This window comes from Halalkalibaculum sp. DA3122 (genome assembly GCF_043951865.1).
GTDB lineage: Bacteria > Bacteroidota > Rhodothermia > Balneolales > Balneolaceae > JAMQKA01.
Genome location: NZ_JBINJF010000004.1, coordinates 196,385 through 211,484 on the forward strand (window position 1 = coordinate 196,385; position 15,100 = coordinate 211,484).

The 15,100-nt window shown below is 48.1% G+C and carries 16 protein-coding genes, 4 tRNA genes and 1 pseudogene; 18 read left to right on the plus strand and 3 right to left on the minus strand.

Translation table 11 applies throughout. The features are described 5' to 3' along the window. The first annotated feature begins 356 nt into the window (after positions 1-356). Entirely contained in the window at positions 357-2,960 is a 2,604-nt protein-coding gene (locus ACG2F4_RS04470; RefSeq protein WP_395258911.1) for an ATP-dependent Clp protease ATP-binding subunit, read from the plus strand. Between the two features lie 100 nt (positions 2,961-3,060). Here the strand turns inward: ACG2F4_RS04470 and ACG2F4_RS04475 are convergent, their stop codons facing one another. Continuing rightward, positions 3,061-4,176 (minus strand): hypothetical protein, encoded by a 1,116-nt coding sequence (locus ACG2F4_RS04475; RefSeq protein WP_395258915.1) that lies wholly within the window; start codon positions 4,174-4,176, stop codon positions 3,061-3,063. A 136-nt stretch (positions 4,177-4,312) separates the two neighbouring features. Between ACG2F4_RS04475 and ACG2F4_RS04480 the strand changes: the two genes are divergently transcribed. From ACG2F4_RS04480 to ACG2F4_RS04500, 5 genes are all read left to right on the plus strand, one after another. Continuing rightward, positions 4,313-5,302 (plus strand): glycosyltransferase, encoded by a 990-nt coding sequence (locus ACG2F4_RS04480; protein ID WP_395258917.1) that lies wholly within the window; start codon positions 4,313-4,315, stop codon positions 5,300-5,302. 166 nt (positions 5,303-5,468) lie between these two features. Next, positions 5,469-5,542 (plus strand) — tRNA-Pro (locus tag ACG2F4_RS04485). A gap of 90 nt (positions 5,543-5,632) precedes the next feature. Next, positions 5,633-5,706, plus strand: a tRNA-Arg gene (locus ACG2F4_RS04490). A gap of 99 nt (positions 5,707-5,805) precedes the next feature. After that, a tRNA-Cys gene (locus ACG2F4_RS04495) sits at positions 5,806-5,876 on the plus strand. An 85-nt stretch (positions 5,877-5,961) separates the two neighbouring features. Beyond that, a tRNA-Glu gene (locus ACG2F4_RS04500) sits at positions 5,962-6,034 on the plus strand. A gap of 242 nt (positions 6,035-6,276) precedes the next feature. Here ACG2F4_RS04500 and ACG2F4_RS04505 read toward each other — a convergent pair. Then, a complete protein-coding gene (locus tag ACG2F4_RS04505; protein WP_395258919.1) occupies positions 6,277-6,468 on the minus strand; it encodes a hypothetical protein in 192 nt (63 codons plus the stop codon). A gap of 231 nt (positions 6,469-6,699) precedes the next feature. Between ACG2F4_RS04505 and ACG2F4_RS04510 the strand changes: the two genes are divergently transcribed. From ACG2F4_RS04510 to ACG2F4_RS04530, 5 genes are all read left to right on the plus strand, one after another. Continuing rightward, positions 6,700-7,188: a DinB family protein gene (locus tag ACG2F4_RS04510; RefSeq protein WP_395258922.1), complete on the plus strand. Its 489-nt coding sequence runs from the start codon at positions 6,700-6,702 to the stop codon at positions 7,186-7,188. Between the two features lie 33 nt (positions 7,189-7,221). Further along, complete coding sequence (locus ACG2F4_RS04515) at positions 7,222-7,644, plus strand: VOC family protein (RefSeq protein ID WP_395258924.1); 423 nt, start codon at positions 7,222-7,224, stop codon at positions 7,642-7,644. Between the two features lie 38 nt (positions 7,645-7,682). Then, positions 7,683-8,084: a VOC family protein gene (locus ACG2F4_RS04520; protein WP_395258926.1), complete on the plus strand. Its 402-nt coding sequence runs from the start codon at positions 7,683-7,685 to the stop codon at positions 8,082-8,084. Positions 8,085-8,227: 143 nt separating this feature from the next. Further along, positions 8,228-8,947 carry a DUF899 domain-containing protein gene (locus ACG2F4_RS04525; protein ID WP_395259010.1) on the plus strand — a complete coding sequence of 240 codons (720 nt, stop codon included), beginning with the start codon at positions 8,228-8,230 and terminating at the stop codon, positions 8,945-8,947. A 167-nt stretch (positions 8,948-9,114) separates the two neighbouring features. After that, entirely contained in the window at positions 9,115-9,681 is a 567-nt protein-coding gene (locus tag ACG2F4_RS04530; RefSeq protein WP_395258928.1) for a dihydrofolate reductase family protein, read from the plus strand. A gap of 15 nt (positions 9,682-9,696) precedes the next feature. Here the strand turns inward: ACG2F4_RS04530 and ACG2F4_RS04535 are convergent, their stop codons facing one another. Further along, positions 9,697-10,506 carry a DUF6597 domain-containing transcriptional factor gene (locus ACG2F4_RS04535; RefSeq protein ID WP_395258930.1) on the minus strand — a complete coding sequence of 270 codons (810 nt, stop codon included), beginning with the start codon at positions 10,504-10,506 and terminating at the stop codon, positions 9,697-9,699. Positions 10,507-10,602: 96 nt separating this feature from the next. Here ACG2F4_RS04535 and ACG2F4_RS04540 point away from each other — a divergent pair, with 96 nt between their 5' ends. The 7 genes and pseudogenes from ACG2F4_RS04540 (at position 10,603) to ACG2F4_RS04570 (ending at position 14,872) form a co-directional block, all read left to right on the plus strand. Continuing rightward, complete coding sequence (locus ACG2F4_RS04540; protein ID WP_395258932.1) at positions 10,603-10,998, plus strand: DUF3224 domain-containing protein; 396 nt, start codon at positions 10,603-10,605, stop codon at positions 10,996-10,998. Between the two features lie 32 nt (positions 10,999-11,030). Next, a complete protein-coding gene (locus ACG2F4_RS04545) occupies positions 11,031-11,609 on the plus strand; it encodes a YdeI family protein (RefSeq protein WP_395258934.1) in 579 nt (192 codons plus the stop codon). 266 nt (positions 11,610-11,875) lie between these two features. After that, positions 11,876-12,790: a VOC family protein gene (locus ACG2F4_RS04550; RefSeq protein WP_395258936.1), complete on the plus strand. Its 915-nt coding sequence runs from the start codon at positions 11,876-11,878 to the stop codon at positions 12,788-12,790. A 91-nt stretch (positions 12,791-12,881) separates the two neighbouring features. Beyond that, positions 12,882-13,544, plus strand: a complete 663-nt coding sequence (locus ACG2F4_RS04555) for a dihydrofolate reductase family protein (RefSeq protein ID WP_395258938.1) — start codon at positions 12,882-12,884, stop codon at positions 13,542-13,544. A gap of 104 nt (positions 13,545-13,648) precedes the next feature. Then, complete coding sequence (locus ACG2F4_RS04560) at positions 13,649-13,885, plus strand: hypothetical protein (RefSeq protein WP_395258940.1); 237 nt, start codon at positions 13,649-13,651, stop codon at positions 13,883-13,885. Between the two features lie 165 nt (positions 13,886-14,050). Then, positions 14,051-14,323, plus strand: a pseudogene (locus ACG2F4_RS04565) (GyrI-like domain-containing protein); the annotation flags it as partial. A gap of 273 nt (positions 14,324-14,596) precedes the next feature. Beyond that, positions 14,597-14,872 (plus strand): nuclear transport factor 2 family protein, encoded by a 276-nt coding sequence (locus ACG2F4_RS04570; RefSeq protein WP_395258942.1) that lies wholly within the window; start codon positions 14,597-14,599, stop codon positions 14,870-14,872. The last annotated feature ends 228 nt before the right edge of the window (positions 14,873-15,100 follow it).

Below are 15,100 nucleotides of genomic sequence, written 5' to 3' on the forward strand. Positions count from 1 at the left end.
ATGCGGCCAGGCGAGCCGCAGATGTCCAGATCTCCGGAATTATAAAACCCAAATATATGTGAATTTGGTCATTCAGTATCTATCCGGCGCACCTACAATGTTCTGACGACCAATCTCCCAAAAAGAATTGTGAGGACACAAAGATGCTGTATTTTTGCATTCCCTTTAATAGTAACGGAGTGATTTTCCCGTGACTGCTACAATCTTTCCGGAGCTATTATAAAAGCTTAAGCATTCATCTTTTTGTTTGCTTTTGCACTATGCCAATACTACTTTCGTTAATGTAGTGAACTAAAAAAGCAAACGACTCGTTGTTAACGAGTAACTTTTCATCTCCAAAAATTTAGCAATACTCTATGGAGGGTAATTTCTCAAGCAAAGTTCGAGATGTCATTCAGTTTAGCCGTGAAGAAGCACTCCGGTTAGGCCATGATTATATCGGTACCGAGCATCTCATACTTGGTATCGTCCGCCTTGGAGAAGGTGTAGCGGTTAAAATACTGAAGAATCTCAACTGTGATCTTTACAAACTGAAAAAAACCATTGAAGATACTGTTCGCGGAACGGGCGGCTCTGTGACAGTGGGTAATATTCCACTGACCAAACAGGCCGAAAAAGTTCTGCGCATAACCTATCTGGAGGCTAAACTATACAAAAGTGATACTATTGGCACGGAGCATCTGCTCCTTTCACTTCTGCGTGACGACGAAAATATAGCTGCACAAATTCTACAGCAGTTTAACGTATCCTATGATGCTGTACGTGAAGAACTTGATCTCATAATATCGGGCAAGTCATCCCCGGATGACGATCCCAGTGATTCTCGCTCTGTATCTGCGAGTCTATCATCCTCAAAAGGAGGAAAATCATCCTCCGGAAGTTCCAGAGAAAAGAAAATGGAAAAATCAAAAACTCCTGTATTGGACAATTTTGGCCGCGACCTTACCTCGCTTGCTGAAGAAGGCAAGCTCGATCCAATTATTGGTCGCGAGAAGGAAATCGAACGAGTGGCCCAGGTGCTGAGCCGGCGAAAGAAGAATAACCCGGTGCTTATCGGAGAGCCTGGCGTAGGTAAAACAGCCATCGCTGAAGGATTGGCCAGCCGCATTATTGAGCGCAAAGTTTCACGCGTGTTGTATGACAAGCGGGTTATTGCACTCGACCTTGCGGCCCTTGTGGCGGGTACTAAATACCGCGGACAATTTGAAGAACGAATGAAAGCGGTGATGAGCGAGCTGGAAAAAACCGACAACGTCATTCTCTTTATTGACGAGCTTCACACTATTGTTGGAGCCGGCGGAGCCAGTGGCTCTCTCGACGCCTCCAACATGTTGAAACCCGCCCTTGCCCGGGGAGAAGTACAGGCGATCGGTGCCACCACCTTGAACGAATACCGGCAGTACATCGAAAAAGATGGCGCGCTGGAGCGTCGGTTCCAAAAAATCATGGTGGATCCGACCTCACCGGAGGAAACCATCGAGATCCTCTCGAAAATCAAGAAAAAATACGAAAAGCACCACAGCGTGCACTACTCTGAAAAAGCGATCGAGGCCTGTGTCAAGCTTACCGACCGCTATGTAACGGACCATTTCCTGCCCGACAAGGCGATTGATGCCCTTGACGAGGCCGGAGCCCGGGTGCATCTCTCCAACATTACGGTGCCGCAGCATATCGTTGACCTGGAGGAAGAGATCGAAAAGACCAGCAACGAGAAAAATTCGATGGTTAAAAAACAGCGCTTTGAAGAAGCGGCACGCCTCCGTGACAAGGAGAAGCGCCTGATGGAGGAGCTCGAACAGGCCCAGAAGGAGTGGGAAAAGGAAGCTGAAGAGATTATCTACGACGTCGAAGAATATGACGTGGCCGAAGTTGTGGCGATGATGAGCGGCGTACCCGTCAACAAGATCAGCCAGAGCGAGAGCAAAAAGCTGGTCAAAATGCGGGAAAAACTCGGCGAACAGATCATCGGCCAGAACGAGGCGATCGAAAAGCTTACAAAAGCGATCAAACGAACGCGTGCCGGACTCAAAGATCCCACGCGCCCGATCGGCTCCTTCATCTTTCTCGGTCCCACCGGGGTCGGTAAAACCGAAATGGCCAAGGTACTGGCCCGTTACCTGTTTGACAAGGAAGACGCACTCATCCGTATCGATATGAGTGAGTATATGGAGAAATTCTCCGTCTCACGACTGGTCGGGGCCCCTCCGGGCTACGTTGGATACGAAGAGGGTGGCATTCTCACTGAAAAGGTCCGGCGCAAGCCGTACAGCGTCGTGCTGCTGGATGAGATTGAAAAAGCGCACCCGGATGTGTTCAACATCCTGCTGCAGGTGCTCGACGACGGTATCCTGACGGATAGTCTCGGCCGCAAGGTAGATTTCCGCAATACCATTATCATTATGACCTCCAACATCGGAGCACGTGATATACGTAACCTCGGAAAAGGTATCGGGTTTAGTCCCGACGGAAGCAGTTTCGATTACGAGAAGATGAAGTCAACGATTCAGGACGCGCTCAAAAAGGTGTTCAACCCCGAGTTCCTGAACCGCATTGACGATGTCATCACCTTCCGTCCGCTCGAAAAAGAGGATATCTTCCAGATCATCGATCTGCTGAGCGAGGACCTGTTTAAACGCATCCATGAGCTCGGCTACTCGGTCGAAATTACCCAGGGAGCCAAGGACTTTATCACCGATAAAGGCTTTGATCAGAAGTATGGCGCCCGACCGCTGCAGCGAGCTATTCAAAAGTATGTGGAAGACCCGCTTGCAGAAGAGTTGCTGGAAGCTGACCACCCGGAAGGCACAAACATCAGGATTAAGATGAACAAATCCCGTGATGACTTGACCTTTGACTGGGAGCAGCCGGATAAAGCCCCGGCGTCAAAAGATGAGGCCGAAACGGAGGATGAAAAATCAGCTGACGACAAGGAACAATCTCCCTCTGAAGCAAAAGCCTGATCAACCTGAAACGGCCTGAGGCAACGCAAAAACAATCATTATTGGAAAAAGCCCTGAATATACGTTCAGGGCTTTTTTATTTGATGGACCTTTGCAGAACTTAAAAGGAAGCTCTGAGATTGATAATTTTATTGCTCCCCATCAGGCGGTACTGCCCTCTGCCCTCTCTCAAGAACTTCAGATCAATATTCGGATCTGTTGCAAGCGCCCCGTCCAGTTCCGTCCGGGCGATCTCCCGTTTGTCCAAATTCACGGCATGAAATTCCAGATCTCGATAAATATCGGTATTCTCGACCTTGTTGCCTGTAACGCCTATAATAGTCTGATCCTCGGAAAAATATTGCGCCAGGACCAAGGGAGAGCGAAAGCTGGTACTGCCCAGCCGCTCACCCTGCAACGTCGAATAGACCAGCGCCCTGCGGCGGGAATGGAGCAACACCTCTTCGTTGTCTCCGGCAAAATAGGCCCCATCCAGCTCCTCTTCGGAGCTTATCGAATTGAGTTCATTGCCATAGCGGTCCAAAATAACCGCTGCATCATCGGTACCCTCCTCTTCGGTAACCAAAACAACAAACTGCCCATTATCTGCAATGCTGAGATGTTTTATCGAGCGGTCTCCGCTGTAAAATATATTGTTTGTTGCGTTGTCGTCAGATAAAATTACCGCTTGAGATCCCACTCCATTCTCCTGTTTTATCTTGGGTGTGTACATCACAATCGTTTTTCCGAGTGGATCAAAAGCCACCTCCGAAATTGATTCACCCCGCTCACTCTGGCTGCCCGAAGATCCACTGGTGATAATCGCTCCCATCGAATTGTATAATGTAAAATTGGCAATATTATTTCGGAGCAGCACTTCTCCTGAATCAAATGGATAGATTCCCAACGATGGATCACTGTAATTCAATGAAATGGTAGAATATGCTGCCAGGGTATCAGCCGCCGTATTCAACAATAAACTTTTCGCTCCATCCATACTGTTTTGCAGAATACCGACAGCACGGTACCCGGGGGTAACCCCAAATGTGAGGACATTCCCAAACTGCCTGCCATTGACCGGAAAGCTGATTCCGCCACCTGAAATAGTGACGTTCTGCTGATCAAATCCAAACGTGGCGTACTGGTTGCCCGCCGTCTGATCGGCAACGGAAATATTCAACGATTGTGAGTAGCCCAAAACAGGTAGCAGCAGAAAAAAGCAGAGTTTTTTAACCATCAAGCCGTCATTTTTGTAAGTAAAATTTGAACTACAAGAACGGAAATTTTTTACAGAGTTGCATCTGGATTTGGGTATTCAATTGTACCGGATAATGGTTAGTTTAGCGGGCAGACGTTAGCTCCAATCAAATTCAATGACCTATTCCATAATTATACCGGTTTACAATCGCCCCGGGGAGATCCGGGAGCTGCTGGACAGCCTTACCCGCCAGACTTATACCCAATTTGAAGTAATCGTCGTCGATGACGGCTCTTCCGATCGATGCGGGGAAATTGCACAATCATTTTCTGACCAGCTCACCCTTGCCTACTACTGGAAAGAGAACGAAGGGCCGGGGCCGACTCGCAACTTCGGAGCCCGGCACAGCTCCAGCGAGTTTCTGATCTTTTTCGATTCCGATTGCATCATCCCCGACCACTATATGGAGATCGTGAACCGGTTCCTGGAACAACACAAGGTGGACGCTTACGGTGGGCCGGACCGGGCTGCAGACTCATTCACCCATCTGCAGAAAGCGATAAATTATTCGATGACCTCCCTGCTGACAACCGGTGGAATTCGCGGAGGCTCAAACCGCATGGATCACTTCTACCCGCGCAGTTTTAACATGGGGATCTCGCGCACCGCATTTAATAAAGTCAACGGGTTCTCTTCCATGCGCTTCGGGGAAGACATTGACCTGAGCCTCCGCCTTAAAGCGCACAATATGCGTTCCGTTTTAATCAAAGAAGCGTATGTATTTCATAAAAGAAGAACTACGATAAAGGCGTTCTTCAAGCAGGTATTCAATTCCGGCATTGCGCGCTACAATCTCACCCGACGTCATCCCGGATCATTAAAGCTGGTACACCTTCTGCCCAGCACTTTCATTCTCTATCTTTTTATCACCATTGTTCTAACGCCAGTTTTTCCTGAACTATGGTCACCCATTCTTCTGATGCCAGTGTTGTTTTGTCTTGACTCCCTGCGCACCACTCACAATATACCCGTGGCCTTGCTCTCCGCCGCCACTTCCACAGTTCAGATATCAGGATATGGGCTCGGGCTAATTTGGGCCGTTATCAAGCATCAATTTTTAAACAGAGATGATCTGGCCGCGTTTAAAGACACTTTTTATGATTAATTCGAAGGTAAATTGGGTATGTACCCAAGGTTTTAAGCTGGTAAATTTTTTGTGGTATTTGAAATTGATTTGACATGCCAAGAACCTTATATTTGAAATCTTTCTGAAAAAGCCGAAGACATTCGGTCGGCCCGTTATTGACATATTGTTTCGTTTTTTTGATACGCGGGGAGTAGCGCAGTCCGGTAGCGCATTCGCTTTGGGAGCGAAGGGTCGCAGGTTCAAATCCTGTCTCCCCGACAATAGGATGCTGAATTGTGAATCATGAATATTGATTAATTACGGGCGCTCAGATCTGATTCATAATTCAACATTCGGCATTCGGTATGAGCGCCCGTAGCTCAACTGGATAGAGCAGCTGCCTTCTAAGCAGCAGGTTACAGGTTCGAGTCCTGTCGGGCGTACTGATTGAATGTAATTGGGATATCGAGCAATGAATAAGCCAGATTAGAACAATAAAACTTCAATACTTATTTTATTGTTCTGTGGCCCTATGAGTTCAGGGCGACGTGGCCGAGTGGTCAGGCAGAGGTCTGCAAAACCTCGTACGGCGGTTCGAATCCGCCCGTCGCCTCAGCAATTTAGTTATTAGTCACAGGTTATTAGGTATGGTGACTGCCACTAACAAACTAATAACAGATAACGAATAACTAATTCTTGCCGCGTTCGTCTAGGGGTTTAGGACGCCGCCCTTTCACGGCGGTAGCACGGGTTCGAATCCCGTACGCGGTACACGAGCCCTTGCAAGTCGTTGACTTGCAAGGGCTTATTTATTGGTCATATTTTTCCATCTACGAGCCTACCTCAGGATATCGTTCCCTGAACTCATTCGCATGCATCCAATGGGTGGCACACTGTCTGCCGTTCAGCAGTCCTGTTTCGGCCAAAAAGAAAGCTCCTACACACAAGCTTGCCACTTCCGCCCCCTCCCCCTTTTTGTACTGGTCGAATATACACGGCTGAAAGGCTTTGTTTTATTCGTATCCCTGCAGCGGATTATCATGGATAGCCGGTATGATAATCAGATCGGTTTGCTCTACCTCATCGATAAGGCAATCGGGGGTAGTTGAAAACAAGCCGGTTCTTTGCGGTATCTCCTTTTCCAGCCCGACCAGGTGCACATCAGATACCGCAGACTTTCCCATACCCGCCCGTATGTCATTCATTGACCGTATTCAGGATTTGGTACGTGCCAGCAATATTTACCAGGCTGGTGTGTCCTCGTGGTGTAAGAATAGATAAATGATAGATGGTCCCTGTGCTTAAATGAGTTTTAAATTTTTTTACACAAACGAGATGTCGCATTCAACCCCCAAGGTCGGCGCAATTACCCCACTGCATCCTTTTTTCATTTGTTATAATGGTTTTAACAATCTGTTATCGAAAAAAACAATGCAATGAAGAATTACTTGTTAACCCAATTCGACCTGCACCAGCGCCTGTACAATAACGTGCTTGATGGATTTACCGATGCCGAAACCAATCGTCGACCGTATGGAGACGAAAACATAAATTATGTAAAATACATGGCCGGTCACATCTTGAACTCGCAGTATGGATTAGCCTCTGTGGCTGGCCTGGATGTGGATATAAAATGGAACGATCTGTTCGCCGTGATGGGCCGGTCGCAGGCCCGGGATGATTTTCCCTATCCCGGCATCGAGGAGATTAAGGCGGAATGGAACCGACTGTATGAGCCCGTTCGGGAAGGGTTGGGAAATCTGTCTCCCGATGAACTGCAACATACGCCGGCCGAACCTTTCGACCAGGTAGCGGATTCCAACGGCGAGCTGTGGGCGTTTATCAACCATCACATCGCCTACCATATCGGGCAGATTGGAATACTGCGGCGGGGGTTTGGCAAGGAACCGATGAGTTATGAGTAAACAGAATTGCAGGTTAACTAACATATAGAACCCATGAAATCAACAGAGTCAACACCTATTCATGACCGAGAAGTTTGGGCCAACTTGCCAGTAGAAGATGTAGAACAAACCCGGGAATTCTACCGGGAATTAGGTTTTAAACCCAATGAAGGTCGAAATGGTGAGCATTTAGCCAGCTTTTTGGTAGGAGATAGTGATTTTATCGTGCACTTTTTCCAGCGGGATATATTTGAACAAGCTTCCGGTGGTAATGCCGCTGATTTAACAAAAAGGAATGAAATCATGTTTACGATTTCGGCAGACAGCAAGTCAGAGGTAGATGAGTGGGCCAGAAAGGCTAAAAAAGCCGGAGGTTCGCTATTTAACAAACCTGCTGAAATACAAAATGGATGGTATGGCTGTGGGTTGGCCGATCCTGACGGCCACAAATGGAATGTGTTTTATAACGGATCGTGAACAACCTCTAAACTTAACATTACAGAATTACGAAAGCAGTGAATCCGTACCTCAATTTTAACGGCCAAGCCGAAGAGGCCTTCAAATTCTACCAAACCGTATTTGGTGGAGAGCTGGAAATCACACGCTATAAAGACATGAGGGATGATATGGGAGCCACTGGTAACGACTTAAATTTAGTGGCAAATGCCTCACTATCTCTTACCGGGAATATCAAACTTTTCGGATCAGATATCCTTGATTCTTTTGGACAGGACTATAAGAAGAACAATGATTTTTATATCAACCTTGAAACCGAACGCTTGTTCAATAAGCTGTCGGATGGCGGAGAGGTTGAAATGACACTGGAAAACACCGGCTGGGCCGAGAAGTTTGGAGAGGTAAAGGACCGGTTCGGCATCCGATGGATGGTATATTACCAGGGGACAGCAGCAGTATAATACAAGAAAACAGATCTGGTCTTTGGGGAGTTGTGTCGAGAGGCGACAATGTATGGATGCTAAATTTTAACGAGGAAAAACAATAATATGCCATGAACAATCAAGATCTGAACGTACCCGAAACAGTATCGCGCGAAGAGTAGCTGAAGGAACGTAAAAAGCTGCTAAAAAAGGAGAAAAAGTTCACCCGCTTGCGGGATGAGCTCAACGCCGAACGCCGCCGCCTGCCGATGGTCAATATCCAAAAGGAGTACGAGTTTGCAAGTGCCGATGCCAAGAAAACATTGCTGGACCTGTTTGAGGATCGCATGCAGTTAATCGTGTATCACTTTATGTTTGATCCGGATTGGGACGAGGGCTGCCCGAGCTGTTCGGCCTGGGCGGATCATATTGCGAGGGGACATATTAACCACCTGCATGCTCGTTCAACCACGCTTGCACTGATCTCGCGAGCCCCGCTGGATAAAATCACAGCTTTTAAAGAACGAATGGGCTGGGACATGCCGTGGTATTCTTCGTTTGGCAGTGATTTCAACTACGATTTTCACGTCACGCAGGATGAATCAGTGAAGCCGGTCATGTACAACTACCGCGACAAAGCCACTCTGGAGCACCTGGGGCAACACTATCACACCGAAGGTGAACAACCCGGCATAAGTTGCTTCCTGCGGGTGGATGACACCGCATATCATACCTACTCCACGTACGGTCGCGGAGGAGAGCAGGTGGGCGGTGCCCATTATTTTCTGGATATGACCGCACTCGGTCGGCAGGAGGAGTGGGAAGAGCCCGAAGGCCGCACCACGGGCCTGGGGGTGCCGGCCGGCAGCGAGAACATTCTGTATCCCGATGAGTATAAATAGTGATTGAATTTTTAATCCCAAGTAAAAAGAGACTCCGAGATATCAGTAGCCGGGTGATTATTTACTAATAGACCAAAGTCATTATTTCGTGGTAGGTTAAGAATAGCAAACTGTGTTGAATTTATTACTTGAACCCGGCATCCAACAAAATAAACAGCCATAACTCCATGAGAACACTCAAACTACAGGTACAAATCACCGTTGACGGTTTCATTGCCGGTCCGGAAGGTGAACAGGACTGGATGACCTGGAATTGGGACGAGGAACTGCAAAAATTTGTCGATGAGATCACAGCCCCGGTCGACTGCATTGTGCTGGGGCGCAAGCTGGCTGAGGGGTTTATTCCCTACTGGACTGAAGTAGCCCAAGACCCAGACAACCCGGAACAGGAATCCGGTAAGAAATTCACTGAAACCCAAAAAATTATTTTTAGCGATACCCTGGAGAAATCAAAATGGGGAAATACCGAACTGGCACAAGGCGATTTGGTGGATGAAATAACCCGGCTAAAAACACAGGATGGCGGTGATATCACAGCCTATGGCGGGGCTACTTTTGTGGCAAATCTGATTGAACACAGGCTGATAGATGATTATTATCTGTTTGTGAATCCGGTAGCTCTCGGGGGCGGGCTGCCCATTTTTAATAATCTCAACGAATATCAACACCTGAACTTGGTGCAGTCCCGCGCTTTTGGCTGTGGAATAGTATTGCTGCACTACGAGCCGGAGTAACCAAGAAACCCCTGCTCAATCTGAGGAGTGGAGTGAGCGGGCATATTCCGTGGGAGTCTGCCCCACTATCGATTTGAAGTCCCTGATAAAATGAGCCTGGTCATAATAACCCAGCTCCAGTGCAAGCTCCGACCAGTCAACCTCCCCGTTTTCGACCAGCCGCCCCGCCACCTCATGCAGCCGGTAACGCTTGATCACCCATTTGGGAGAAACCCCAACATACTTCCTAAACAGGCGTTGCAGACTCCGTTCCCCAATATCGAATTGCTCTGTAAGCTGGCCAACCCGGATTAGTGACGAATCATCAATCACTGCATTGACTATTTCGTTGACCTGCTGCACCCGCTCATCTTTTTCCGGAAGATGAGTCCGGATAAATTCCACGGCCCGCTCCACCATCAGTTCGTTATCGCGGGCCCGTAAAACTTGATCTTCTAACGCCTCCGCATCCACATCGAACACCTCATCTATCGGAATGGTGCTATCTGAAAAGGAGGCCACGGAACACCGGTAAAAAGGATAAAATCCACCGGGCCTGAACTTGATGCCCAGCACCTTCCCGGCCCCTTCTATCCGCCGGCTGAATTTGCCGGTCACAACGCCATAAATCATGGTTTTACCCCGCTCAAACGCCAGGTGGACCGATGGGTACGACAATACGCCCTGCTCGTAATAATCCTTTCCCAGGTCCCATTCCACAATCCAAAAGTGCTCCAGGAAATATTGCAGATCCTCCGGCGGAAAAAAGCGCGAAAAATCAAAATGGTGTTTCCCCTCATTGGGATTCAACACACCCTTTGGTTTTCCCTTTTTAGGCTTCGGCATACACTGCTGTCGGTTTTTTACAATATATATTCAAAAGCAATCACAATATTTGGTTGAAGTCAACTTGAACTGAAACCGTTTGAACCCAATACTGCCATGAGTACTCAAATCACAAGCCAGTTTAATATCGATAACTGGGACGAAAAGCCCTATAGCGAAGCAGAAAATGGACCTGCATTGACCCGTGCCAGCGTCCACAAAACATTTACCGGGGGTATCAAAGGGAAAAGCACCCTGGAATACCTGATGATCATGCATGATGACGACTTTGCACAATTCGTGGGATTGGAACAAATTACGGGTGAAGTGAACGGCCGCACCGGCAGCTTTGTCCTGCGCCAGGAAGGCACCTACGAGGAGGGAACCGCCCGGGCCGACTGCCGAATTGTCGATAATTCCGGAACCGGGGAACTGGAGGGGATCAGCGGATCGGGAACCATGGTGGCCACCCACGAACAGGCTACACTGACCTTGACCTGTCAATTTGAATAAGAAGTACAACAAAAAAAGAAAGTACCCACTCTATGCCTGGCGATGTCACTTTCTTCAAGACACAGAACGATTTCAGAACCTGGCTGGAAAAGCACCACAACAGCAAAGAAGTGCTGTGGATCGGGCTCTACAAAGTGAGCTCCGGCAAACAGAGCATCCGGTGGTCGGAAGCGGTGGAAGAGGCACTCTGTTTCGGATGGATCGACGGCCTCCGCAAATCGATCGACGATGAACGCTACAAAATCCGGTTCACCCCGCGGAAGCCGGACAGCCACTGGAGTCAAAAAAATATCGATACCTCAGAGCAGCTCATAGAAGAGGATCGCATGCAACCCGCCGGGCTCGAGGCCTACCGGCAGCGTGACGAGAATAATACGGCCCAAGCCTCCTACGAGCAGGACGAGGTCAGCCTGAAAAAGGAATACGAGGATAAAATCAGGTCGACCCCCAAAGCGTGGAAGTTCTTCCGGGAGCTGGCGCCGGGCTACACCCGGACCTCCATCCACTGGGTGATGAGCGCCAAAAAGGAAGAGACCCGGCAACGGCGGCTCCGGGTGTTAATCGAGTCGTGCGAAAACGGACAGAAAGTTCCACCGCTGAGAAGAGGATGATTATTGTCACAGTAGAATTGTAAACGCGTACTGATTTAGGGCCGGCCTGGAGGAGGACCGCAGCCATCACTTACATCCCTATATCAAGGCCTGTTAATTTTATCGAATCACAATAAAAGGTTGAGCCTTCTGACATTTTCAAGAGTAGTTCCTTATAGAAAAGTTTGTCGCATTCGCCCCGTGGTTTTGTCGTATTGACCGGTATAAAATATCACAGAATTCTTACATACTTACGTAATCGATATTTCACTAACAAATAACAGCTTATGAGCACACAAAAAATTATCCCTAATTTATGGTTTGACAAGCAAGCTGAGGAAGCCGCTGAATTTTATGTGTCGATATTTGGAGAACATTCGGGTATCGACAACAAAACCTATCACATGGAAGCTGGACAGGACATTCACGGCATGGAAGAAGGCACCGTAATGACGGTGGATTTTGAACTTGCCGGTTATAAGATGATCGCTATAAATGGCGGTCCGCATTTCAAGTTTACGCCGGCCATCTCTTTCTATGTAACGTGCGAAACAGAGGATGGAGTCGATGAGATTTGGCAAAAGTTGTCGGAAGGTGGAACTCCATTGATGCCACTGGACCAATACGATTGGAGTGAAAAGTATGGTTGGATACAGGACAAATACGGTTTGACCTGGCAAATTTCGATGGGTAAGCTTGAAGATGTACACGGACAAAAGATTGTCCCTTCCCTGATGTTCGTCAGTAAAGAAGGCCAGGCCGAGGAAGCCGTTAATCTCTATACTTCTCTTTTTGATGATTCGGAGATCACCGGGATACTGCGATATGGTAAAGATGAAGAGCAGCCCGAGGGCAGCGTGATGCACAGCCAATTCCGCCTCAATAACGGAGAAGTATTCATGGCGATGGACAGTTCGCCGGAACACGCTGACTTCACCTTTAATGAGGCCGTATCGCTCATGATTCAATGTAAAGACCAGGGAGAGATCGATCATTTTTGGAATCTGTCCGCAGTGCCGGAAGCCGAACAATGTGGCTGGCTGAAAGACAAATTCGGGGTTTCGTGGCAGGTCGTTCCGGGACGGTTGAATGAAATGCTAACCGCCGATGATCCCGAAAAAGCCAACCGGGCTTACCGGGCCATGCTGCAGATGAAAAAGCTCGACATCCAAAAATTGCAGGATGCTTTTGAAGGCGAGTAAATTCTTGTGTTTTTGCGGCTTAAAAACTGCAACAGACACTACGGTACAAAGAAAATCAACGATCATAGTCAAAACCACATCTTAATAAATTATGAGTAACGTACGAGTAGAAAGCTTTTCCATTTCGCTTGACGGATATGGAGCGGGTCCGGGGCAGGACATCGACCATCCACTGGGAGTAGGCGGCTCCGAACTGCATCAATGGTTCTATCCAACCAAAACCTTCCAATCAATGCATAACGAAATGCAGGACGATGGCAGTGAGGAGGACGAAACTGGCGTGGACAATGATTTTGCTGCCCGCGGCTTTAACAATATCGGCGCCTGGATCATGGGCCGGAATATGTTCGGGCCGGTGCGGGGCCCCTGGGGCGACACAGACTGGAAAGGCTGGTGGGGCGAGAATCCGCCTTACCACGTGCCCGTTTACGTGCTGACCCACTACGAACGTTCATCTATTGAAATGGAAGGCGGCACCACCTTTCATTTTGTAACCGGAGGCATCCACGAGGCGCTTGAACGGGCACGCGAGGCGGCCAACGAAAAAGATGTTCGCATAGGTGGCGGCCCCGACACCATCCGGCAGTACCTCCGCGCCGGCCTCATAGATGAGCTGCATATCGCTGTCGCACCGGTAATTTTGGGAAACGGAGAACGATTGTTTAAGGGAGTAAACCTGAAGGAGGCCGGATACAGATGCGTACAGTTTACGGCCTCGGAGAACGCCACCCATGTTGTATTACGGAGACAGTGATTGGGACCGAACAAATTCACTTTGAGACATTGCTGTACGCTCACCGGCTGTGGTAATGGGAAGAAAAACCAACAAAATTCGCGATTCAAAAAAATCAGAATACGATGGGAGAGGATTATTTCGAACACATCTACGTGTATAAGACCGACGTGAAAGAACCATCGAAAGCAGAAAAAATACTAACCAAGATTCGAACTTTTCTGCCCGGCAGCAAGCCCAGTTTTGACCTGGAAGATTGCGACAAGGTGCTGCGGGTGGAGGTAGAAACAAACACGGTGGATGACCTGAAAATCAGGGAACTGGTTAAAGCTTCCGGGCATCAGATTGAAGAATTGGCATAAAATATTGAATGAAACTTATTTCATGAAGATGCATAAACTGGATCAAGCACTAGATTTTATTATAAGCCACGAAGAAAGACATTTTAATCAGGCCCGGGAAGTGTTAGGGTAAATGGATATGCGGTAAGTTACACCGTTCCTGCGAACCGGGCAGAACCTGTTTGGGCACTCAAGGACCAGTGGCAGCAACTTGGCCCGCATCTTGGCAACATCCCAGGCCAGAAGGAAAATGTGGCCTACGGAGTTTGCTTTGACCTGGACAACGGTAAAGGCATCGAATACCTGTGCGGGGTTGAGGTATCCAAAGATACATCTGCCTCCGACCTGCCTCAAAATTTCGAGCTGAGGCAACTCCCATCTTATACGTATGCCGTATTCGAACATGACGCTCACGTCTCCGAGATCCAACAGACCTGCGATATTATCTGGAAGGAATAGCTGCCCCAGTCGGATTATGGCAAGCCGGAAGAGACCGATTTCTTTTTCGAGCGGTATGGAGAACATTTTGATTCGGAACAAGGAAAGGGAGATATCGAAATCTGGATTCCAGTGGATTAATCTAAAGACCAGACCTGGCAGGTCAAATACTTTGGAACAGGAACACTTAGAAAGAATGTGAACCAATACAAGCTATCAATCTATGAAAACCAAAAACCAGGAACTCCTCGAAGAGCTCAACAAAGCTTTTGCCCGCAATGCTCGGAATTCATCTTGGGGCATGTTACCAGTACGATCCGATGGGAAATCGTTGGCGACCAAATAGTAGAAGGCAGAAAAGCATTTGCCAAGGCGCTGAAAGCGATGGAAGCAGACGAGCCGATGGAACTTACGATCCACCACATGATCACACATGGCAAGGAGGCCTCGGTAAACGGAGAGATGAAAACCGCCGCCGGACAAGTGTATGCCTTTTGTGATGTCTATAAGTTTAGCGGATTTAAAAATCCCAAGATTACAGAGATGACTTCCTACGTGTTGGAGATATAAAGAACACGCACCGAGCTTGATGTATGCGTATTTGGAGTAAATTCGGGCATCGGCGTCAATTTTTTCACAGCAGTGAAGGACCGGAAATCCACGGTAATGAAGAAGTCACCTTGATGGCTGTTGTCTTCGACCTGCGCAGGCAATCATTTGTCTCCCCCCTGCCCCATTTTAAACTCTACTGCGTTCTCTTCCTATGTAACCTGCAAAACGGACGATGAAATAGATAAT